16 protein-coding genes are annotated in these 20,956 nt (G+C 73.3%); 9 read left to right on the forward strand and 7 right to left on the reverse strand.

Going from position 1 to position 20,956, the window contains the following annotated elements; translation table 11 throughout:
- Window positions 1-69: 69 nt before the first annotated feature.
- From D458_RS0108095 to D458_RS0108110, 4 genes are all read right to left on the reverse strand, one after another.
- The gene (locus tag D458_RS0108095) at window positions 70-1,023 is read right to left on the reverse strand and encodes a carbohydrate ABC transporter permease (protein WP_204366890.1); all 954 of its coding nucleotides are present in this window, start codon (window positions 1,021-1,023) and stop codon (window positions 70-72) included.
- Window positions 1,020-1,997 (reverse strand): carbohydrate ABC transporter permease, encoded by a 978-nt coding sequence (locus D458_RS0108100; RefSeq protein ID WP_017586229.1) that lies wholly within the window; start codon window positions 1,995-1,997, stop codon window positions 1,020-1,022. The genes D458_RS0108095 and D458_RS0108100 overlap by 4 nt, the downstream gene beginning before the upstream one ends.
- Before the next feature lie 5 nt (window positions 1,998-2,002).
- On the reverse strand, window positions 2,003-3,403 hold the full coding sequence (locus D458_RS0108105; RefSeq protein ID WP_017586230.1) for an ABC transporter substrate-binding protein: 1,401 nt from the start codon (window positions 3,401-3,403) through the stop codon (window positions 2,003-2,005).
- Window positions 3,404-3,469: 66 nt separating this feature from the next.
- The gene (locus D458_RS0108110) at window positions 3,470-5,092 is read right to left on the reverse strand and encodes a glycoside hydrolase family 13 protein (RefSeq protein ID WP_017586231.1); all 1,623 of its coding nucleotides are present in this window, start codon (window positions 5,090-5,092) and stop codon (window positions 3,470-3,472) included.
- Window positions 5,093-5,345: 253 nt separating this feature from the next.
- Between D458_RS0108110 and D458_RS0108115 the strand changes: the two genes are divergently transcribed.
- Window positions 5,346-6,386, forward strand: a complete 1,041-nt coding sequence (locus D458_RS0108115; protein WP_017586232.1) for a LacI family DNA-binding transcriptional regulator — start codon at window positions 5,346-5,348, stop codon at window positions 6,384-6,386.
- A gap of 91 nt (window positions 6,387-6,477) precedes the next feature.
- Here the strand turns inward: D458_RS0108115 and D458_RS0108120 are convergent, their stop codons facing one another.
- Window positions 6,478-8,067 (reverse strand): MFS transporter, encoded by a 1,590-nt coding sequence (locus tag D458_RS0108120; RefSeq protein ID WP_017586233.1) that lies wholly within the window; start codon window positions 8,065-8,067, stop codon window positions 6,478-6,480.
- A 224-nt stretch (window positions 8,068-8,291) separates the two neighbouring features.
- On the opposite strand from D458_RS0108120, the gene D458_RS37875 reads away from it, so the two are divergent.
- The 4 genes from D458_RS37875 (at window position 8,292) to D458_RS0108140 (ending at window position 14,395) form a co-directional block, all read left to right on the forward strand.
- Window positions 8,292-11,624, forward strand: a complete 3,333-nt coding sequence (locus tag D458_RS37875; RefSeq protein ID WP_017586234.1) for an AfsR/SARP family transcriptional regulator — start codon at window positions 8,292-8,294, stop codon at window positions 11,622-11,624.
- A gap of 123 nt (window positions 11,625-11,747) precedes the next feature.
- Window positions 11,748-12,245, forward strand: coding sequence for a nitroreductase/quinone reductase family protein (locus D458_RS0108130; protein ID WP_017586235.1), 498 nt, complete (start codon window positions 11,748-11,750; stop codon window positions 12,243-12,245).
- A complete protein-coding gene (locus D458_RS0108135; RefSeq protein WP_017586236.1) occupies window positions 12,242-12,775 on the forward strand; it encodes a pyridoxamine 5'-phosphate oxidase family protein in 534 nt (177 codons plus the stop codon). Before D458_RS0108130 ends, D458_RS0108135 begins: the two co-directional genes overlap by 4 nt.
- 261 nt (window positions 12,776-13,036) lie before the next feature.
- A complete protein-coding gene (locus D458_RS0108140) occupies window positions 13,037-14,395 on the forward strand; it encodes a dihydrolipoyl dehydrogenase family protein (protein WP_017586237.1) in 1,359 nt (452 codons plus the stop codon).
- A gap of 119 nt (window positions 14,396-14,514) precedes the next feature.
- Here D458_RS0108140 and D458_RS0108145 read toward each other — a convergent pair whose 3' ends face one another.
- Window positions 14,515-15,363, reverse strand: a complete 849-nt coding sequence (locus D458_RS0108145) for a siderophore-interacting protein (protein WP_026119105.1) — start codon at window positions 15,361-15,363, stop codon at window positions 14,515-14,517.
- 218 nt (window positions 15,364-15,581) lie between these two features.
- Window positions 15,582-16,562, reverse strand: coding sequence for an N-acetylglucosamine kinase (locus tag D458_RS0108150; protein ID WP_017586239.1), 981 nt, complete (start codon window positions 16,560-16,562; stop codon window positions 15,582-15,584).
- Between the two features lie 212 nt (window positions 16,563-16,774).
- Here D458_RS0108150 and D458_RS33190 point away from each other — a divergent pair, with 212 nt between their 5' ends.
- The 4 genes from D458_RS33190 (at window position 16,775) to D458_RS0108165 (ending at window position 20,883) form a co-directional block, all read left to right on the forward strand.
- The gene (locus D458_RS33190; RefSeq protein WP_338036976.1) at window positions 16,775-17,749 is read left to right on the forward strand and encodes a GNAT family N-acetyltransferase; all 975 of its coding nucleotides are present in this window, start codon (window positions 16,775-16,777) and stop codon (window positions 17,747-17,749) included.
- Window positions 17,659-18,018, forward strand: a complete 360-nt coding sequence (locus tag D458_RS38060) for a sterol carrier protein domain-containing protein (RefSeq protein ID WP_017586240.1) — start codon at window positions 17,659-17,661, stop codon at window positions 18,016-18,018. The genes D458_RS33190 and D458_RS38060 overlap by 91 nt, the downstream gene beginning before the upstream one ends.
- A gap of 101 nt (window positions 18,019-18,119) precedes the next feature.
- The gene (locus D458_RS0108160) at window positions 18,120-19,409 is read left to right on the forward strand and encodes a GNAT family N-acetyltransferase (RefSeq protein ID WP_017586241.1); all 1,290 of its coding nucleotides are present in this window, start codon (window positions 18,120-18,122) and stop codon (window positions 19,407-19,409) included.
- 151 nt (window positions 19,410-19,560) lie between these two features.
- Window positions 19,561-20,883 carry a GNAT family N-acetyltransferase gene (locus D458_RS0108165; protein ID WP_017586242.1) on the forward strand — a complete coding sequence of 441 codons (1,323 nt, stop codon included), beginning with the start codon at window positions 19,561-19,563 and terminating at the stop codon, window positions 20,881-20,883.
- The last annotated feature ends 73 nt before the right edge of the window (window positions 20,884-20,956 follow it).

A 20,956-nucleotide genomic window follows, 5' to 3' on the forward strand; every position in this document is an offset into this window, starting at 1 on the left:
GGTTCCGTTTCCGGGAGTTCTGTGAGGTGGTGTCCGGGCGGCCGATCGGCTGCGGGGGCCGCCCGGCGCTCAACCCTTGACCGCACCCCCCAACCCGCCACCGCGCAGGAATGTGCGCTGGAACATCAGGAACAGCGCGATGGGAATGACACTGGACAGGGCCAGGGCGGACAGGAACACGTCCAGCTCGACGAAGCTCCGCAGGGCGGGCAGGCGCACCGACAGCGGCTGGACCGCAGGGTCGGGAAGCACCAGCATCGGCCACAGGAAGTCCTTCCAGGACGCGATGACCGCGAACACCGACACCACGCCCAGGATCGGCTTGGACATCGGCAGCACCACCGACCAGAACAGGCGGAACGGGCCTGCGCCGTCCATTCGTGCGGCCTCGAACACCTCCCGGGGGAGGTTGTCGAAGAAGCGCTGCACGAGCAGCACGTTGAACGCGTTCGCGCCGGCCGGGAGCCATACCGCCCAGAAGCTGTTGACCAGAGAGGTGCCCAGCAGCGGCGGGTCCAGGACGGTCAGGTACAGCGGCACCAACAGGACCACCGAGGGCACGAACAGTGTCGCCAGCACGATCCCGGTGACGGCCTTGCGGTAGCGGGGCCGCAGTACCGACAGCGCGTACCCGGCGGTCGTGGCCACGACGATCTGTACCAGCCACGCGCCCGCCGCGATGACGACCGTGTTGAACATGTGCAGGTCGATGTCGAACCGCGCCCAGGCCGTGTACAGGTTGGCCCAGTCCAGCGGGTTCGACCACAGGGACAGCGGTTCGCGGAGCGTGTTCTGGGTGGGAGTGACCGCGGCCCGGGCCAGCCACAGCATCGGCCCCAGACCGACCAGGAACAGCAGTCCCAACAGGGCGCCCAGCACCAGCCGCATGGTCCGGCGAGTGCGTTCGTGTGCCCAGTCGGCCGCCGAGAGGACGCCGCGGAACCCGGCTTCGGCCGCGGGGCGGGTACGACGGCGCCCGGCCGCGGCGGGGGTTCGTGGAGCGGACAGGGGTCGGGTACTCACGAGCTGCTCCAGGAACGGGTGAGGCGGAAGTACACCGCGGACAGGACCGCCAGGAACACCGCGAGCATCAGGCTCAGTGCGGTGGCTGCCCCGTAGTCGCCGCCCAGGCTGGTGGCGAAGGCGTAGTCGTAGATGAGCAGCAGGACCGTGGTGGTGGAGTTGGCCGGCCCGCCCCCGGTGAGCAGGAACGGCTCCAGGAACACCTGAGCGGTCCCGATGATCTGCAGGATGAACGTGATGAGCAGGATCCCGCGCAGCTGCGGCAGCGTCACGTGCCACACCTTGCGCCAGATCGAGGCCCCGTCCATTTCCGCGGCGTCGTACAGGTCGGGGTTGACCGAGGTCAGCGCCGCCAGGTAGATGATGACCGTGCCCCCGGCCGCCGACCAGGTGGCCACCAGGACCAGTGACGGCATCGCCATCACGGGATCCTGGAGCCACCCGACCGGCCCGAACCCGAACCAGCCCAGCACCGTGTTGAACACCCCGGTGGAACCGCCGTCGTAGAAGAACTGCCACAACAGCACCGACACCACCGGCGGGACCACCACCGGCAGGTAGGCCAGCACGCTGAACAGCCCCCGCGCCCGCCGGACCTCGCTCATCAGCACCGCCGCCAGCAGCGGGATCGGATAGCCGAACACCAGCGACAGCACGGCGAAGTAGAGCGTGTTCGTCACCGCTGTCCCAAGGAGCGGGTCGGACAGGACGTAGGCGAAGTTGTCCAGCCCCACGAACGTCGGCGCGCTGACCAGGTTGGTCCGCTGGAAGCTCATGACCACCGCGCGGACGATCGGCCACCAGGAGAACACCCCGAACACCAGGAACAGGGGTAGGAGGAAGACCAGGCAGGCCGGTCCTCCGCCGCGCGCCCACGACCGAGGGGAACGGCGGCGCGGGCCCGGTGTAGCGGGCACGGCGGGAGGGGGACCGGGCGGCGGGGTGGCCGGCTCGGCGGTTCGGGTCAGGGACATGGCTGCTACTCCCGGTCGATCTGGGCCTGGGCGGCGGCCTCGGCCTCGGCGAGCAGGGCGGCCACGTCGGCGTCACGATCGGTCAGCACGGCCTGCACCACCGGGTCCAGCAGCGCGTACACCTCCTGGGTGGAACGCGTGGGCTCGTTGACCAGGGGCTGCTCGAACATGGCATCGGTGTAGGGGGTCATCTGCTCCAGAGGCACGTTCACGTACTCCTCCTGCCAGCCGAGCTTGGCCTCGTGTGTCTCCTGGTCGAAGACGGCCAGCTGTGGGGAACCGACCGGCTGCCCGGCCTCGGCCAGCGTCCGGGCGTCCAGGACCGAGGCCTCCTCGTCGGTGAGCTTGGCCAGGTAGTAGAAGTCGATCCAGCGCACCCCGGCGTCGACCACCTCGGGCTCGGCGTCGGCGCGGACCACCGCGAGGTCTCCGCCGCCCAGTACCCCGGCATCGGGGTGGTCGGCCAGCGGCAGCGCCGCGACCCCGTAGTCGTCGGGGTCGATGGCGTTCTGGGTGACGAGGTTGCCGTAGTTGCCGCCGCCGGAGACGTACATGCCGATCCGCCCGGACGAGAAGTCCTGGTTGATGGACTCCCACTCGTAGAGGAAGTTGGCGCCCATGCTGTCGTCCTCCCAGCGCATGGTCCGGACGAGTTCGAGGGCCTCGGCCATCTCCGGGGTGTCGATCGTGGCGGTGGCGTCGTCGCCGTCCAGGACCTCGGTGCGCCCGCCGAACGCGTAGTTCATGCTGGTCAGGATCCAGCCGCCGGTGTTGCCGGAGGTCATCATCGTGTACCCGGCCTGGCCGGTCTCCTCGGAAATGGTGTCCGCGGCCTCACGCACCTCCTCCCAGGTGGTGGGCGGGGTGTCCGGGTCGAGCCCGGCCTCCTCGAACAGGGTGCGGTTGTAGTGCAGGGCCTGTCCGTAGGCGGCGATGGGCACCGCCCACACGTTCCCGTCGTCGTCGGTCCCTGCCGAGACGACGGTGGGGTTGAAGGAGTCCCCGTAGGGCAGCTCGGCCACCTGGCCGCTGATGTCGGAGACCTGACGGCGTTCGATGAGGCCGCGCCCGTCGGTGAAAGGCACCGTGAACACGTCCGGGAGCGTGCCTCCGGCCAGCTGTGCGGTGAAGGTGGTGGCGGTCCAGGTGTACTCCTGGACCTCCACGGTGACGTCGTCGTTGGCGGCCTCGAACTGGGCGACGCGCTCGTTGAAGGCATCGACGGCGCCCTGCTCGAGCCCGGCGTCGATGGAGACGACGAGGCGGACGGTGCCGTCCTCGCCGGCGGTGTCGGAGTCCGAACCGCAGGCGGTGGCCACCAGGGCCAGGGCCAGGGTGGTGGCCGGCAGGAGGCGGCTTCGAGGGGACGGGTTTCGGAGGGCTCGGTTTCGGGGGGCGCTGATCATGGTCGTCCTTGCTGGGCGAAGGGGGAATGCAGGCAGCGGGAGCGGGTCCGGGTCTCGGGAAGTCGGTCAGGGGCGTAGCCAGACGGCGGTGTCCGGCGGCAGGTCGGTACCGTCCAGGGGGCCGCTGGAGAGCAGAACGCGGCTGTGCGGGGGCAGCGGCAGCGGTTTGCTGCCGAGGTTGACCGCGCACACCAGCGCCTGGGCTCCGGAGCCGCGGGTGAAGACCAGCGCGTCTCCCTCGTCCGTCCCGTCGAACCAGGCCAGCTCGGACCCGCGCAGTGCGGGTTCGGCGCGGCGCAGGGCGAGCGCGGAGCGGTACAGGGACAGCATGGATCCGGGGTCGTTCTCCTGGGCTTGGACCGAATAGGCGCCCCACCCCTCGGGCTGCGGCAGCCAGGGCGCTGCGCCGCCGTCCGGGCCGAAACCGAAGGAGGAACCCGCCTCGGTCCAGGGCAGCGGAACCCGGCACCCGTCGCGGCCCGGGTCGGTTCCGCCGGAACGGAAGTACATCGGGTCCTTCAGGGCGTCCAGGGGCAGGTCCTCGACCTCCGGCAGGCCCAGCTCGTCGCCCTGGTACACGTACACCGAACCGGGCAGAGCCGCGGTGAGCAGGGCGGCGGCCCGGGCCCGCCGCTGAGCGAGGCCCAGGTCGGCGGTCACTCCGAAGCGTTTGGCCGCGAAGTCGAACGAGGTCTCCTCGCGCCCGTAGCGGGTGGCCGGCCGTGTGATGTCGTGGTTGGACAGCACCCAGGTGGCCGGGGCGTCCACCGGGGCGTGTGTGGCCAGGGTGTCGCGAATGGCCGCGCGCAGCGCCCCGGCCTCCCACGGGCGCGTCATGAAGTCGAAGTTGAACGCCGTGTGCATCTCGTCCGGGCGCAGGTAGCGGGCCATCCGCCCGGGGTCGGCCAACCACACCTCGCCCACCAGAGCGCGGGGTTCGTCGTAGGAGTCGGCTACCCGTCGCCATCCCCGGTAGATCTCGTGGATGCCGTCCCGGTCCATGAAGGGGTGGGCGCCGGGGGAGCCCTCGCGCTGGGGGATCTCTCCCAGTTCGGGATCCTTGACCAGCATCGTCGCCGAGTCCACCCGGATGCCCGCGGCGCCGCGGTCGAACCAGAAGCGCAGGACGTCCTCGTGTTCGCGGCGCACGTCGGGGTGGTTCCAGTTGAGGTCGGGCTGCTGCGGGGCGAACAGGTGCAGGTACCACTGGCCGTCGGGGACCCGGGTCCAGGTACCGCCCTGGAAGCTGGAGGTCCAGTCGGTGGGCGGGAGCTCGCCGTTCTCCCCGCGCCCCTCCCGGAACCAGAAGCGCTCGCGTTCGGGGGAGCCGGGGCCGGCCGTCAGCGCCTCCTGGAACCAGGCGTGCTGGTCGGACACGTGGTTGGGCACGACGTCCACGATGGTGCGCAGGCCCAGCTCACGGGCTTCGGTTATCAGCGCCTCGGCCTCGGCGAGGGTGCCGAAGGCCGGGTCGATGGCGCGGTAGTCGGCCACGTCGTAGCCGCCGTCGGCCAGCGGGGAGCGGTACCAGGGGGTGAACCAGACCGCGTCCGCGCCCAGGTCGCGCAGGTGGGGCAGGCGGGCCCGGACCCCGGCCAGGTCGCCGATCCCGTCGCCGTCGCCGTCGGCGAAGCTGCGCGGGTAGATCTGGTAGACCACCGCGTCGCGCCACCAGTGTGGGGAGTTCAATCGGGCTCCGTTTCGGGGGAGTCGGGTTCGGGCGGAGCGCGGGAGATCCTCGGTGCTTTCAGAGCATTCCGAGCCGACGCGTCGTCGTCGCTGGTAGCGTTGGCGCGCCCGGTAGGTTTAGCGCTATACCTTGTGAAAGTACGGGCCGGTTTCCGGCGTGTCAATAGGGGGTGAACGCAAATGATCCGCGGCACCGGGACAGCGCGAATCCCTCGTACGATGAGGGAAAATCGATCAGAGGGGAGCCCGGCGAGTGCGGGTCACGTTGAAGGACATCGCCGAGGAGGCAGGTGTCAGTACGATGACCGTCTCCAACGTCATCAACGGAAACCGGGCCAGGGTCTCCGCGAGGACCATCGCCAAGGTGGAGCGCATCGTCGCCGAACGCGGCTACGTGCCCAGCGCCTCCGCCCGCAGCCTGGCCTCCAGCTCCTCCCGCCTGATCGGGCTGCTCATGCCGGCCGCCGACGAGGACAGCCTCACCCTCAGCCCGCACAACACCGCCATGCTCGGGCAGATGGAACGCCAGCTGCGCAAACGCGACTACCACCTGATCCTGCGCGGCATCTCCCGCCAGGCCGAGGTGGACGAGGCCCTCAAGTCCTGGAACCTCGACGGCGCCGTCCTGCTCGGCTTCCCCGACCGGGAGATCGACCGGCTCACCCCCGCCACCACCGGGAACGTGCGGGTCCTGGCCATCGACAGCTACTCCCCGAACCCCCTCACCACCGGGGTGCGCTCCGACGACCGGACCGGCGCCCGCCTGGCCACCGCCCACCTGCTGGCCCTGGGCCACCGTAGGATCGTCTTCGCCGGTCCTGGCTTCTCCGACGTGGGCGTGGTCCGCGAACGCTTCGAGGGTTTCCTCGACGCCCACAAGGAAGCCGGGGTGACCTGGGACGAGGGCCTGTTGGTCGCGGTCGGGTCCACCACCTACGCTCCGGGCCTGGACCTGGGCACCCGCCTGCCCGAACTCCACCCCGGGGCCAGCGCCGTCTTCGCCACCGCCGACATACTCGCGGTCGGGATCATCGCCGGGCTCGTCGGCGCAGGCGTGGCGGTCCCCGCGGAGGTCTCGGTGGTGGGCTTCGACAACCTCGACATCGGCGGCTACGTCACCCCCCAGCTCACCACCGTGGAACAGAACGTCCAGCGTAAGGCCGCCGTCGCCGTGAACCTGCTCGTGGACTCCATCGAAGGCGAGGAACGCCCCGACGCCCCCGTCACCCTCGGCGTGGACCTGGTCGAACGCGCCTCCACAGCACCCCCGCCCGAACCGGCGGGTCCGGCCTGAACCCGCGGATCCGGCCCGAGCGGCTGCCGGAGCCCGAACGGCGGCCCGTCACGGGAACCCGCCCCGTGACGGGCCGACCACCTCCGGACGATCAGACCCCGGCGCGCTCCTCCTCCGCTTCGCGGGTACCTGCCGCGGTGGCCTCGGCGGTGCCGGTGGGTGCCACGTCGCGGAGCAGGGCGATCGCCAGCACCGCGCCGGCCGCGGACAGGACCGCCGCGACGACGGCCGCGCCGTTCAGTCCACCGGCGAACGCCGCCTGCGCGCTCTCGACCAGCGCGGTGCCCGCCTCGGCGGGCAGGCCCTCGGCGACGTCCAGGGCTCCGGGCAGGGTGTCGGCCGCCTCCGCGGCCTGCGCCTCGGTGACGCCCTCCGGAGCGGCACCGTCCATCCGGAAGCGGTACACCGCCGTTCCCACACTGCCCAGGAGCGCCACGCCCAGTGCCACGCCCAGGTCACTGGCGGTGCTGTTCACCGCGGAGGCGGCACCCGCCTTCTCCGGCGGGGCGGAGCCCATCACCATGCCGGGGACCAGTGCCATCACCGGCGCGATACCGGGGTAGAGCACGTAGAAGCCGACGATGAGCAGGGCCATCCCCGCGGTGCTGTCCACCTGGGTCAGGAGCAGGTAGCCGACGGTGGAGACCACCAGGCCGACCGCGATGACGTAGGCGGGGCGCACCCGGCGGGCGATCACCGGGGTGACCGTGGAGACGACGACGAGCCCGATGGCGGCGGGCAGGATCCACAGCCCGGCCCGCAGCGGCGACTCCTGCGCGACCAGCTGGAGGTACTGGGTGAAGAGCAGGTACACCCCGCCCAGGGCCACGGCGGCGAGCATGTACACGCCCAGGGCCCCGCTGAAGGTCCGGTCGGCGAACAGGCGCATGTCCAGCAGCGGGTCCGCCAGGCGCAGCTGCCTGCGGACGAACACGGCCGCGAACAGCACACCGGCGACCAGAGCGGTCACCGTCATCGCCGACGGCCCGGCCTCCGCCAGCTTCTTGATCCCGTAGACGAAGGGGAGCAGCGCGGCCAGCGACAGCAGCACGCTCAGCGGGTCCAGCCTGCCCTTGTCGGGAGCCCGGTACTCCGGGACCAGCAGCGGGACGGCGACCAGGACCAGCACCATCACCGGTACCCCGACCAGCATGGCCGCCCCCCACCAGAAGGCTTCCAGCAGCAGGCCGCCGACCAGCGGTCCCAGAGCCACGCCCACCGACACCGAGGCCGCCCACATACCGATCGCCATCGCGCGCTGGCGGGCGTCGGAGAACATGACGGTGATCAGCGACAGGGTCGCGGGCATCAGCGCCGCCGCGCCCAGGCCCATCAGAGCGCGTGCGGCGATCAGCAGTTCGGGGTTGGGGGCGTAGGCCGCCCCCACCGAGGCGGCGCCGAACAGCGCCGCTCCGGTCAACAGCAGCCGGCGCCGACCGAGCCGGTCGCCCAGGGTCCCCATCGTGACGAGGAAACCGGCCATGACGAACCCGTAGATGTCGTTGATCCACAGCACCTGGGAGCCGCTCGGGCCCAGGTCGGCCGTGATGTAGGGGGTGGCGAGGAAGAGGACGGTCATGGCGAGGAAGAGCAGGACCGTCGGGAAGAGGAGAACGGTCAGGCCCAGCCACTCCCGCGGTGTGGCCCGGTGCGCGGAGGCATCGGAGGTCTCGGTGGACATCGGTGGGTTCCTTCCAGAGGTTCGGTGGAGACGGGAACCACCGTCGCGAACCCCGCTTCGGACACCCTCAGGACCGGCTCAGGGTCCTGCGCCCGGCCGTGTGGCGGACCGGTGCGTCAGCGCGCTCCGGCGGCCGGGGCGGCCTGCCGGGCAGCGGCCGCCCCGGCCGTCCCTTCGCCGTGGACCGCGGAGAACACCCGCGTCCCAGGGGCTATCGTGATCCCATGCGTTTCGGGGTGCTGGGGCCACTGGCGGTGTGGACCGACGGGGGAGACCCCGTTCGAGTACCCGAACTGAAGGTGCGGCTCCTGTTGGCCGGCCTGCTGGCCGACCCGGGGCGGCTGGTCCCCGCCGACCGCCTGGTGGAACACCTGTGGGGCGGTGACCTGCCCGCCAACCCCGCCGCTTCCCTCCAGACCCGCGCCTCACAGCTGCGCAGGGCGCTGGGCGAGGCGGAGGAGGGCGGCCGCACCCTGCTGGTCTCCCGTCCGCCCGGATACCTGCTCGACGCCGAACCCGGCTCCGTGGACTCACAGGCCTTCCACGAGCTGCTCGCCCGGGCCCGTGCGGCCGCCGACCCGTCGACCCGCGCCGCCCTGCTGGCCGACGCCCTGGCCCTGTGGCGCGGACCCGCCTTCGGCGACTTCGCCGACCACGAGTTCACCCGGGCGGTCACCACCCGCCTGGAGGACCAGCGGCTGACCGCGCTGGAGGAACAGGCCGAGATCCGGGTCGAGCTGGGCGAACACGATCTGGTCGCCGACGAGCTCGGCGACCTCATCGAGCGCCACCCGCTGCGCGAGCGGATGCGCGCCGCCCACATGCGGGCCCTGTACCGCTCCGGCCGCCAGAGCGAGGCACTGGACAGCTACCACCGGCTCCGCGCCCACCTGGCCGACGAGCTGGGTCTGGACCCGGGGCCGGGGATCACCGAGCTGTACCGGGCCGTCCTCACCCAGGAACTGGGCCCGGGCCGACCGCCCGCCCCCGCTTCCTCTGCCGGCTCCGCGCCCCCAGCGGCCCCCACCGCACTGGCCGTGCCCCGGCCGGGGCTGCCCGAACCCGCCACCTCCCTGGTGGGCCGGGACGCCGAGGCCGACCGGGTCGTGTCCGTCCTGGACGGCGCCCGCCTGGTCACCCTCACCGGTTCCGGCGGGGTCGGCAAGACCCGTCTGGCCCTGGCCGTCGCCGCGCGCGCCACCGCGTCGGACGGTGTCCGCTGGGTGGATCTGTCCGGCCTGGGGGCAGCCGACCCCGACGCCGACCGCGCCGGCCCCGACCGCGGCGGCACCGGTACGGCCGAGGTCGTCGAGACCATCGCGGCCGGGCTCGGGGTCCGGGACGACACGGCCTCCACCGGCGCCGCCCCCGCGCCCGTCGCTCCCACGGATCCGGGCGGACGGGGCCTGGCCCGCCTCGCCGAGGCGGTGCGTTCCCAGGACACCCTCCTGGTCCTCGACAACTGCGAACACCTGGTCGCCCCGGTCGCCGAGGTGATCGCGGCCCTGCTGAACGCGGCCCCCGGTCTGAGGGTGCTCGTGACCAGCCAGGCCCAGCTGGCACTGGCGGCCGAACACGTGTGGCAGGTGCGGCCGCTCTCGCTCCCCGCCCCCGGCGCCGACACGGAGACGGCGCGGGGCTCCGACGCGGTCCGGCTGTTCGTCGAGCGCGCCGCGGCGACCTCGCCGGGATTCGCGCTCACCGACACCAACACCGAGGCGGTCACCGCGATCTGCCGCCACCTGGACGGTGTCCCCCTGGCCCTGGAACTGGCCGCGACCCGGGTCCGGAGCCTGGGAGTGCACGCCCTCGCCGAACGGATCGACGACCGCTTCTCCCTGCTCTCCTCCGGCTACCGGGACGCCCCGAACCGCCAGCGCACCCTGCGCGCGGTGATCGACTGGAGCTGGGACCTGCTCTCCGACCCCGAACGCGCGGTCCTGCGCAGGCTCTCCGTGCACGCCGAGGGCTGCACCCTGGCCGCGGCCGAGGCGGTCTGCTCCGCCCCCGGCACAGCACCGGGCCAGGTCATGGACCTGCTGGCCGACCTGGTCGACCGTTCCCTGGTCGCGGTCACCGACCACCCGTCAGGGCCGCGCTACCGGCTGCTGGAGTCGGTCTCCGCCTACGGCCTGGAAAGGCTGCGCGAGGTGGGGGAGGAGGAAGGGGCCCGAACGCGTCATCTGGAGTACTACCTCCACCTGGCCGAGCGCGCCGATCCCCACCTGCGCACCGCCGTCCAGCGCGGCTGGCTGGACCGGCTGGACACCGAGTCCGCCAACCTGCGCCGGGCCCTGGCCACCGCCACCGCAGCCGGCGCGTCCGACCACGCCCTGCGGCTGGCCGACGCGCTGGCCTGGTACTGGCTGATCCGCGGCCGGCTCTGCGAGGGCAGCCGGGCCCTGGCCTCGGCTCTCGCCCTCGACGGCGGGGACCCCGACCGGCGGCGGACCGCCAGGCTGTGGCGGGCCTGCCTCGTCCACGGGTTCGCCCTGGAACCCGACCAGGCCGAGGAACCGGAGGAGCCCGGCTCCGACACCGTTCCGGCCTCCTCCGAACTCCGGGCCCGCTGGTTCCTGATGGACGCGCGCACCGGCTTCTCCCCGGCCGACCACGACGGCTACGGGCCCCGCCTCGAGCGCCTGGCAGCGGAGTTCGAGGAGCGGTCCGACCCGTGGGGGACCGCCGCCGTCGAGGTGACCCTGGCCCGCAGGGCGTTCGGCCGCAGCGATCTGGACGCGCTGCGCGCCCACGCCGTACGCGGCGCCGCCCTGTTCGCCGAGACCGGCGACGGTTGGGGGCAGGCACTGACCAGCGACCTCCTCGGGACCCACGCCGAGGTCACCGGGGAGTACGCCGCCGCGGCCCGCCACCACCGGGAGGGGCTGCGCGTGGCCGAGGGCCTGGGCCTGTGGACCGAGATGGGGGAACGGCTCATCTCGCTCGGCCGGATCGCACTGCTGGAGGGCGACCTCCGACGCAGCGAGGAACTCCACGAGCGGGCGCGCCTGCTGTCGGTGGAACACGGACACGTGGTGGGGGAGGAGGCCGCCGTCCTCGGCCTGGGCATGGTGGCGCGCCGCCGCGGCGACCTCGACACGGCCCGGTCCCACCTGGAGGCGTGGCTGGGGTGGCACCTGCGGATGCGCTCCGACTTCGGCGCCTCGCTCATCCTGGCCGAACTCGGCTTCGCCGCCGAACTGGGCGGCGACCCCGGCGAGGCCGAACACCTGCACCTGCGAGGGCTGGAGGCGGCTCGTCGGACCGGGGACCCGCGCGCCGTCGCCCTCGCCCTGGAGGGGCTGGCCGGCGCGCGTGTGCTGGGCGCAGCCCCCGAGCACGCGGTCCGGCTGCTGGGTGCGGCCGAGGCGCTGCGGGCGTCGGTGGGCGCACCACTGCCCGAGGCCGAACGCGGTGACGTGGACCGGGTCGAGGCGCGCATCGCGGCCGCCCTGGCGCCCGGCCCCCGGGAACGCGCACGCGCCCACGGACGCACCCTCGACCTGGCCGGGGCCCTCGCCGAGGCCGAGAACGGGCGGGTCGCGAGCCGCTCCTGACCCGTGCGGGCCCCGCCCGCCCCGCTTCCGTTCCACCCTTGGGACGCGGTCCCTGCACGGATCCTGAGCCGATCCTGAGCCGATCCTGAGGAGGTCCGAAGCCGGCGGGCGCAGTCTGTGGTCATGAACGACATCGCGAACGAACACAGCAGCGCCCCCGGCGGCTCCGTCGGCGGCACGGTCACCGTCACCGACAGCCCGGACCCCTCTGTGGCCGAGCACGTGCGGCGCTACCTCGCCACCGGGGGCGCCAGCGGCTACATGGAGGGCGGTTCCACCAACCTCGTCCTGACCACCGTGGGCCGGCGTACCGGACTGCGCCGCCGCACAGGGCTCTTCTTCGGCAGGGACGGCGACCGCCTCGTCCTGGTCGCCTCCGGGGCGACCTTCGGACACCTCGAACCGCCGCACTGGTACCGCAACCTCGTGGCCGAACCCGAGGCGGAGGCGCAGGTGCTCGCCGAACGGTTCCGGGTCCGGGCCCGGGAGGTCCGAGGCGAGGAGTACCGGCGGCTCTGGCACATGATGGCCGAGGCGTCCCCCGTCTACCACAGGCACGCCGAGACCGCGCGCCACCACATCCCCGTCCTGGTCCTGGAACGCGTTGAGGAGCAACGATGAACACGGCCGTGAACGAGCACGGAGAGCACGCCCTGCGCACCTGCGGGCGGGTCCACGCCTTCGCCGACATCCGGGAGGACTTCGACGCCATCGTCGGGTCCGTCGTCTACTCGACCATGACCACCGTCGACACCCGGGGCCGACCGCGCTCGCGTGTGCTGATCCCGGTGTGGGAGACCGACGGGGAGGAGCCCACCGGCTGGCTGGGCACCTACCGCACCCCGGTCAAGGCCGCGCACCTGGCCGACAACCCCCACGCAACCTTCTCGTACTGGTCGCCGGCCCAGAACACCGTGTCCGTGGACGTGACCGCGGAGTGGGTCGACGACCCCGGGATCAGGAAACACGTGTGGAACCTGTACCGCTACGGGAGCCCGCCCGGTGCGGGCTACGACCCGAAGGGCTTCTGGAAGGGGCCCCAGGACCCGAAGTTCCAGGTGCTGCGACTGGAACCGTGGCGGATCCAGGTCCTGCGCGGCCGCGACCTCGTCGCCGGGATCCCCTCCCGGATCTGGCGGAGCGAGGCCTGACCCCCTCGACCCGTCCTCTCCCGACTGCCCGTCCCCGGTCTCTCCGCCCCCGGCGCCGCCGACCCTGACCCGTACGCCCCCGCCCTCGGCGCCGCCGACCCTGACCCGCACGGCCCAGGCCCGGCAGAGAAGAGCAGGGGCCGTGCGGGACAGCGGTCCGGCCGCCCGGGCACGGTGTGTGCGTGTCGGGTCTTCCCGTGCACCGCCGGACCCGACACCATCGGGGGAGTGAACCACCGGACCACGGGCGGAGCGAGGCACATGGAGCACCTGGACGCGATCGTCATCGGGATGGGGCCGGGCGGTGAGACGGTCACCGACCGCCTGCTCACCGCGGGCAGGCGGGTGGCGGTGGTCGAACGCGAACTCATCGGCGGTGAGTGCGGCTACTGGGCGTGCATCCCCACGAAGGTGCTGCTGCGCCCGCCCGAGGTGCGCGAGGAGGCGGTCGGCGCCGCCGGGGTCGCCGACCCCGCGCTGGACTGGCCCGCCCTGCGCTCCTACCGGGACCAGATGATCCGCCACCTCGACGACTCCAAGCAGGTCGAGGGGTACCGGGAACGCGGTGCCCTGGTGCTGCGGGGCGAGGCGCGGATCGTGGGCCGCGACCCCTGGCGGGTGGCGGTGGGCAACACCGAGCACACGGCCGACCACGTGGTGGTGGCCACCGGTGCGAGGGCGCTGGTCCCGCCGATCGATGGCCTGGACGGCCTGGGCCCCGACGTGCTCTGGACCAACCGTGAGGCGACCGCCCTCACCGAGATCCCCGAACGCGCCCTGGTGGTCGGTGGCAGCGCGGTCGGTGTCGAGCTGGGCCAGTTCCTGGCCCGGATGGGCAGTCAGGTCACCATCGTCCAGCGCGGACCGCGGCTCCTGGACCGCGAGGATCCCCGGTTGTGCGAACTGGTCAGCGAGCAGTTCGAGCGGGACGGGGTCACCGTGCACCTGGGCAGCCAGGTCACCTCGGTGGCCAGGGAGGGCGACGGGATCTCCGCGGTCCTCTCCGGCGGTGAGCGGGTCCGGGCCGACGTGATGCTCCTGGCCACCGGCCGGGTGCCCCGGGGCGACCAGTTGGGCCTGGCCGAGCTCGGGGTGGAGCCGGACCGCGGGGCGCTGCCGGTGGACGGGCACTGCCGGGTCGCCCCCGGGCTGTGGGCCGCAGGGGACGTCACCGCGCGGTCGATGTTCACCCACGTGGCCAAGTACCAGGGGCGGGTGATCAGCGCCAACATCCTCGGCACGGACCAGGTGGCCGACTACACGGCCGTCCCCCGCGTGGTGTTCTCGTATCCGGAGATCGCGGCGGTCGGGCTGACGGAGGCCCAGGCGCGGGAGCGGGGGATCGACGTCGCCACCGCCGAGACGGACCTGACCGCGGCCCTGGCCCGTCCCTGGACCATGGACACGGACCCGCGCGGCACGCTGGGGCTGGTCGCTGACCGCGAGCGCGGGGTCCTGGTCGGGGCCTGGGCGTTCGGTCCGCTGGCCTCGGAGTGGATCCACACCGCCGCGCTCGCGATCCGCATGGGGCTGCCGATCGTCGCCCTGCGCGACACGATTCCGCAGTTCCCGACCTTCAACGAGGGCTACCTGATCGCGCTGGAGGCACTGGACGTCTGAGGGCGGACCAGGAGCGGACCGGGCGGGCAGGTGCTTCGGGCCCGACGCGCGGCGGACCCGGAGCGGGACCGGCCCCGCGAACGGACCGGCTCCGGAGAGAACCCGGCCCGGCGCGGGGATCAGCTCCGCAGGGCCGCGGCCTCCTCGGCCTCCACGCTCTGGTTCCACTCGGCCTTGGAGGCCTGCCAGCCGTCCTCGTCGCGGCCCAGACGCCAGTAGCCGGAGACCGACAGGCGCTCCTTGGGCAGGGAGAGGTCGATGCGCAGCAGGCGGCGCAGGTCGCGGACGAAGTTGGCCTCGCCGTGCACGAAGGCCTGCACGTCCCCGGGCGGGAACTCCAGGGCGCGCACGGCCGGGACCAGGAGCGACCCCGGGGCGCCGCCGTCGCGGTGCAGCCAGGTGACCCGGACGCCCTCGCGCACGGTCAGGGGCTGCTCCTCCTCGGCGTTCTCGACCTCGACGAACACGTGCGCCGGGCGTCCTTCGGGGAGGTGTTCGAGGGCGGCGGCGATGGCGGGCAGGGCGCTCTCGTCCCCGGCCAGCAGGTGCCAGTCGGCCTCGGGGGCCGGGGCGTAACCGCCGCCGGGGCCGAGGAAGCGGAGCCGGTCGCCGGGCTTGGCGCCCGCGGCCCAGGGCCCGGCCAGGCCGACCTCGCCGTGGTGCACGAAGTCGAGGGTCAGCTCGCGGGACCCCGGGTCCCAGGAGCGCACGGTGTAGGTGCGGGTGACCGGCCACTCCGCGCGGGGGCGCTCGGCCCGGATCGCGTCGAGGTCGTAGGGCTCGGGGTCGTCCGGGCCGGGCGCCGGGAACAGCAGTTTCACGTAGCTGTCGGTGGAGCCGTCGGTGGCGAACTCCGCCAGTCCCTCTCCGCCCAGGACCACCCGGATCATGTGCGGGGTCAGCTGCTCCACGCGCTCGACCCGGCCGGTGTGCACGGTCCTCTTCGGACGCGCCTGCCGTTCCGTCACGGCGTCCCCTCTCGTCAAGGTTAGGCAAACCTAACCAGACACACAGTAGGACACCGCGTCGGAGCGGGGCAAACCGGGTTTTTCGGTGGTGGGAGCGTCGGAGGCCCTGGGGCGTGACCCGTTCTCGCGTCGATCCCACCGACAGGAGTCCAGAGGACCGAATCACCGCTGTTCAGGGCCCGGCCTGCGCGTCACCGACCGGGCCGGATCCCGCCCCCTCAGCCCTCCGGGCGCGTGAACACCTCGTGCAGGTCCGGGTCGCGCTCGTCCGCCCCCGCTTGCAGCGCCGCCAGCCAGGCCGCGCCCCCGGCGGTGCAGCCGGCCATGACCACCGGAGCACCGGTGCCCATGGTCAGCTTGTGGGTCAGCGCCTCACGGACCGGGGCGGAACCCAGGAGCACCCCGCCCGACAGGACCACGGGAAGTGGCTCTCCCGGAACGCGTACCTGGTGCACGGACTGCGCGAGGTGTCCGGCGGCGGCGTTGACGATCACCACGGCCGCCCCGTCGTCGAGCGCGTGCGCGTCGGTCACCAGCGGGGCGAGTTCGGCGAGGCTGACCGGGGGAGCCGCGGTGAGGGTGCGGGCGAAGTTGCGCGCGTGCTCCTCGGGCCACCGGTCGGGCCCGCTGGGACGCTGGCCGGGGATGACGTGCTTGGCCACCGCGCGGGCCAGCGGACTGAGCTCACCGCCGCGGCCGAGCTGGCGGGCGGTCTCCCTGGCCGCCTGGTGACCGATCCAGAACGCCGAGCCCTCGTCACCGATCAGCCAGCCCATGCCGTCCGCGGACCTGGTGCGGCGCCGGTCCTCGATCCGGGCGGCGATCGCCCCGGTCCCCGCGATGAGGACGGTGCCGTCGCGCTCGAGCGTGCCCGCGGCGAAGGCGACGGTGTCGTCTCCGGTGAACTCCTGCCCGGTGGGGGCCAGTCCGGCCTTGGCCAGCGCGCGGTCCAACCGGGTCCGGACACTGTCGTCGCGCAGCCCGGAGTACCCGGCCAACCCGACCACGGTCGCCGCCACGGCGTCGCGGGCGGAGGGCCCGGCCCGGTCCAGGGCGGCGCCGATCGCCTCGGTCAGCTGTTCCCCCGCGTGTTCGGGGCCGTGGGTGTTGGGGTTGGCGCCGCCCGCCCAGGCCTCGCCCAGGCGCTCACCGTCCAGGGTGGTCACCAGGGCGCGGGTGGCGGTGCCGCCGGCGTCCACCCCCACGACCAGGGCGGGGGCGGAGGAGGAAGGGGGCGGGGGAGAGGCATCGGTCTGTCGTTTCGTCACATCCGGAGCCTGCCCTGCCCCGGGTCGCCTTATGCGCCCGGGAACCCGCTTCTGGAACCGGGTTCCGGAAGCCTCGCGGGGCCGGGCACCGCGTGCGGGAAAAGGGGTGGCCCGGACCGCTTCGGGACTGTGAGGGTGAGGTCATGGACACGCAGCGCACCCCCCGGCCCGAGCACCCCGACGGCACCGGCTGGAGGGTCAGGGGAACCACCGCCGAGGAGTTCCCCGACGTGGTCGAGGTCTACGCCGAACCCATGCTCGTCTCCGCCGCCGACGAACTCGAGGCCGAGCGCCGGCACCCGGTCGCCGAACACGACCGGATCCTGGTCGCCCTGGACGGCGAGCGCATGGTCGGCACCACCGCCGCCTACAGCCTGGAGATGACCCTGCCCGGCGGTCCGCGCACGGTCGCCGGGATCACCGGGGTCGGGGTGTGGCCCACCTACCGCCGCCGGGGCGTGCTCACCGCCCTCATGAGCCGCCAGCTCACGGACATCCGCGCCCGCGGCGAGGCCGTCGCCGTCCTGTGGGCCTCCGAGGGCGCCATCTACGGCCGCTACGGCTTCGGCCTGGCCGCCTTCGGGCTCTCCGCCCGGATCCGGAACCCCTACGCCGTGCTGCGTGACGCGCAGGGCGACCCCGAGCTCACCGTCGAACTCCTGACGGCCGAGGAAGCGTTTCCGTCCCTCACCCGGCTGCACCGTGAGGCCGCCGCCACCCGCATCGGCCAGTTCCAGCGCGGCGACTCCTGGTGGGGGCGCTTCCTCAAGGACGGCGCGGCCTGCGCGGCCGTGGTCAGCGGCCCGGACGGCCCCGAGGGCTACGCCCTCTACTCCATCGCCAACGGCCGGTCGCGGGAGGGCACCGACGCCCGCCTCACCGTCAAGGAGGTCGTGGCCGCCACCCCGGCCGCACGGGTCGCCCTGTACCAGCACGTCTTCTCCCGGGACCTGGTCACCCGCGTCGCCTTCAGCGCCCTGCCGGTCGACGACCCCTCACCCTCCTGGTCGAGGACCGCGACCGCCTGGTGGAGGAGACCGAGGGCTCCCTGCGGATCCGGCTGGTCGACCTGCCCCGCGCCCTCACCGACCGCCCCTACGCCGCCCCGGTGGAGGTGACCCTGGCCGTCCGGGACCGCTACGCGCCCTGGAACACCGGAACCTGGCACCTGAGCGCCGACGGCGATGGGTCCGCCTGCGAACGGGTCCCCCGGCCCGCCGACCTGACGCTGGACGCGGCCCACCTGGGCTCGGTCCACCTCGGCGGGCGCTCACTGTCGGCCCTCGTCGACGCCGGACTCGTACAGGAACACACCCCCGGCGCCGCCGCACGCCTGGACACCGCCCTGTACGTGCCGCGCACCGCCTTCTGCGGCCAGGTCTTCTGAGCCCCGGACCGACGCCCGGGCCGCGGGAGCGGGCCCGAAGGGCCGGCACCACGGTCAAAACCAGTGGCCCGAGCTCCGGGGCCGCTGATATGCCTGTCCTTATGAGCAAGAACCAGAACGCGGATACCGGCGCGCCCAAGCCGAGTTGGACCGTGCGCCACAGTGACGCCGACGAGCTCCCCAAGGTGGCCAGGGTCTTCGGGCAGGCCCTCCTGATCACCGACGACATCGACAGCATGCTGGAGCGGATGCGTCCGCTGCACGACGCGGTGGGCTACGAGCGGCTGCTGGTCGCCGTGGACGACCGCGAGGGCGAGGAGGAGGTCATCGGCACCGCCAACCACTTCCCCTTCGAGATGACCATGCCGGGCGGCCGTTTCCCCGTGGCCGGGGTGACCGGCGTGGGCGTGTGGCCCACCCACCGCCGCCAGGGGGTGCTGAGCTCCCTCATGCGCCGCCAGCTCGCCGACATCCACGCCGACGGGGTGCGCTACGCCGCCCTGTGGGCCTCGGAGGGCTCCATCTACGAGCGCTTCGGCTACGGCATGGCCTTCACGGAAGTGGAGACCAGCGTCACCCGCCCGCACGGCGCGCTGCGCGCCGACGCCCCCCGCGACCCGGACCTGCGGGTCGTCCTGCGCGAGCCGGAGCGGGTACGCGTCGACCTGGAACGCGTGCACGAAGCCGTCGCCGCGCAGCAGGTGGGCCAGTTCCGCCGCACCGAGCCCTGGTGGGACCGCCTCCTGCGCGACACACCGGCCCAGCGCGGGGACAAGGCCCCGCTGGCGGCCGCCGTCGTGGGCGGACCCGACGGCCCCCTCGGCTACGCCCTGTACCGGGTCAGGAACAAGTGGGAGACGAGCGGCTCCGAGGGCGAGGTGCACGTCCAGGAGATCACCGCCACCACTCCCGCCGCCTGGACCGCCCTGTTCGAGCACCTGTTCAGCCGCGACCTGGTCAGCAAGGTGGTCTTCGACTTCCTACCGGCCGACTGCCCGCTGCACCACCTGCTCGCCAACCGCGACCGGGCCGTCGCCACGCACCAGTCCGCCCTGTGGGTGCGCCTGGTCGACCTGGCCGGGGCCCTGTCCGAGCGGCCCTACGCCGCGCCCTTCGAGGGGGTCCTGGCCGTCACCGACCGCTACGCCCCCTGGAACGCCGGGCGCTGGCGGATCAAGGCCGACACCGGGGGCGCGCGGGTGGAGCTCACCGACGAGGAGCCGCACCTGTCCCTGGACGCGGCCCACCTCGGTGCCGTCCACCTCGGCCGGACCTCGCTCACCGGGTTCCTGCGCGCGGGCCTGATCACCGAGCACACCCCGGGCACGGTCGCCCGCCTCGACACGGCCCTGCACCGGTTCGACGCGCCTTTCTGCGGGGTCGTCTTCTAGGGTCCCCCTCGCCCGGTCCTTCGGGCAGGGACGGATCATGGTCGGTACACCTCCCCGGCCGACCGGTGCGCGGACTCGACACCGGTCGGCCGGGGAGGACCTCCGGCCCGCACACAGCGGTACGGGACACGAAGCCAGAGGGGACAGCGGCATGGGCCAGGCCGAGCGGTCGGAGCGGGTCGAGACGGTACCGGAGGGGTTCGCCGAGCGCGGCTGGACGATCCGCGCGGGCGGCAAGGACGACCTCCCCGCCGTGGTCGAGGTCGTCGCAGAGGCCCTGCTCACCAAGGAGGAGCCCGGGTTCTGGGTCGATCGCCTGGACCCGGTCCTGGCCGAGGACCACTACGGCCGCCAGCTGCTGGCCCTCGAAACGGACCGGCCGGGCGGGGCCGCGGAGTCCGGGGACGAGCGGCTCGTCGAGGGCGGGCGGGTCATCGGGGCGGTCAACGCCTTCTCCTTCCGGATGAGCGTTCCGGGCGGCACACGCGCGGCCGCCGGGGTCACCGGCGTCGGCGTGTGGCCCACCCGCCGACGCCGGGGCGTGCTCACCGCCCTGATGCGCCGCCAGCTCGCCGACATCCGCGACCGCGGCGAGAAGCTCGCCGTCCTGTGGGCCTCCGAGGGCGCGATCTACGGCCGATTCGGCTACGCGCCCGCCACCAGCGCGTACGAGATCGGCGTCGAGGCCGCCCACGCCCGGCTGCGCCCCGACGCGCCCCGCGACCCCGGCCTGACCACCGAACTGGTCCGGGTCTTCCGTGCCCGCGCCGCCCTGGAGCGGGTGCACGCGGCGGTCGCGGACCGCGAGGTCGGCCGTGTCCAGCGCTCGCGTGCCTTCTGGGACACCACCCTGCGCGACACCCCCGACTCCCGGCAGGGCCGCAGCCCCCTCAAGGCGGTCGTGGTCTCCGGCCCGGACGGGCCCCAGGGATACGCCCTCTACCGCACCGGGAACAGGGAGGTGTACGTCCAGGAGGTCCTCGCCACCGCTCCGGCCGCCCGGACCGCCCTGTACGAGCACCTGTTCAGCCGCGACCTCGTCACCAGGCTGGTCTTCACCCCCACCTCCCAGGACGACCCCCTCCGGCACCTGATCGCCGATCCCAAGCGGCTGTCCGTCACCTTCGACGACTCCCTCTGGTTGCGGCTGGTGGACGTGCCCGGTGCTTTGGCGGAGCGTTCCTACGCGGCGCCGGTGGACGTGGTCCTGGAGGTCTCCGACCGGCACGCGCCGTGGAACGAGGGGCGGTGGCGGCTGCGCGCGGACCGCTCCGGTGCCACCTGTGAGCCCACCGAGGACGCCCCCGACCTGTCCCTGGACGTGTCCCACCTGGGCGCCGTCCACCTGGGCGGGCGCACCCTCACCGGATACCTGCGCTCCGGCCTGATCACCGAGCACACCCCGGGGGCGGTGGGAGGCCTCGACACCGCCCTCTTCCGCCCCGACGCCCCCTTCTGCGACCTGGCGTTCTAGCGGCGGGGTCTCCCCACAGGTCTCCGAACGGGGAGTCCTAGGGGCCGTCGGCGGCTCCGCCGCGCTGACCTGG

Origin of the sequence: Nocardiopsis ganjiahuensis DSM 45031, assembly GCF_000341085.1 — a bacterium.
GTDB classification, from domain to species: domain Bacteria; phylum Actinomycetota; class Actinomycetes; order Streptosporangiales; family Streptosporangiaceae; genus Nocardiopsis; species Nocardiopsis ganjiahuensis.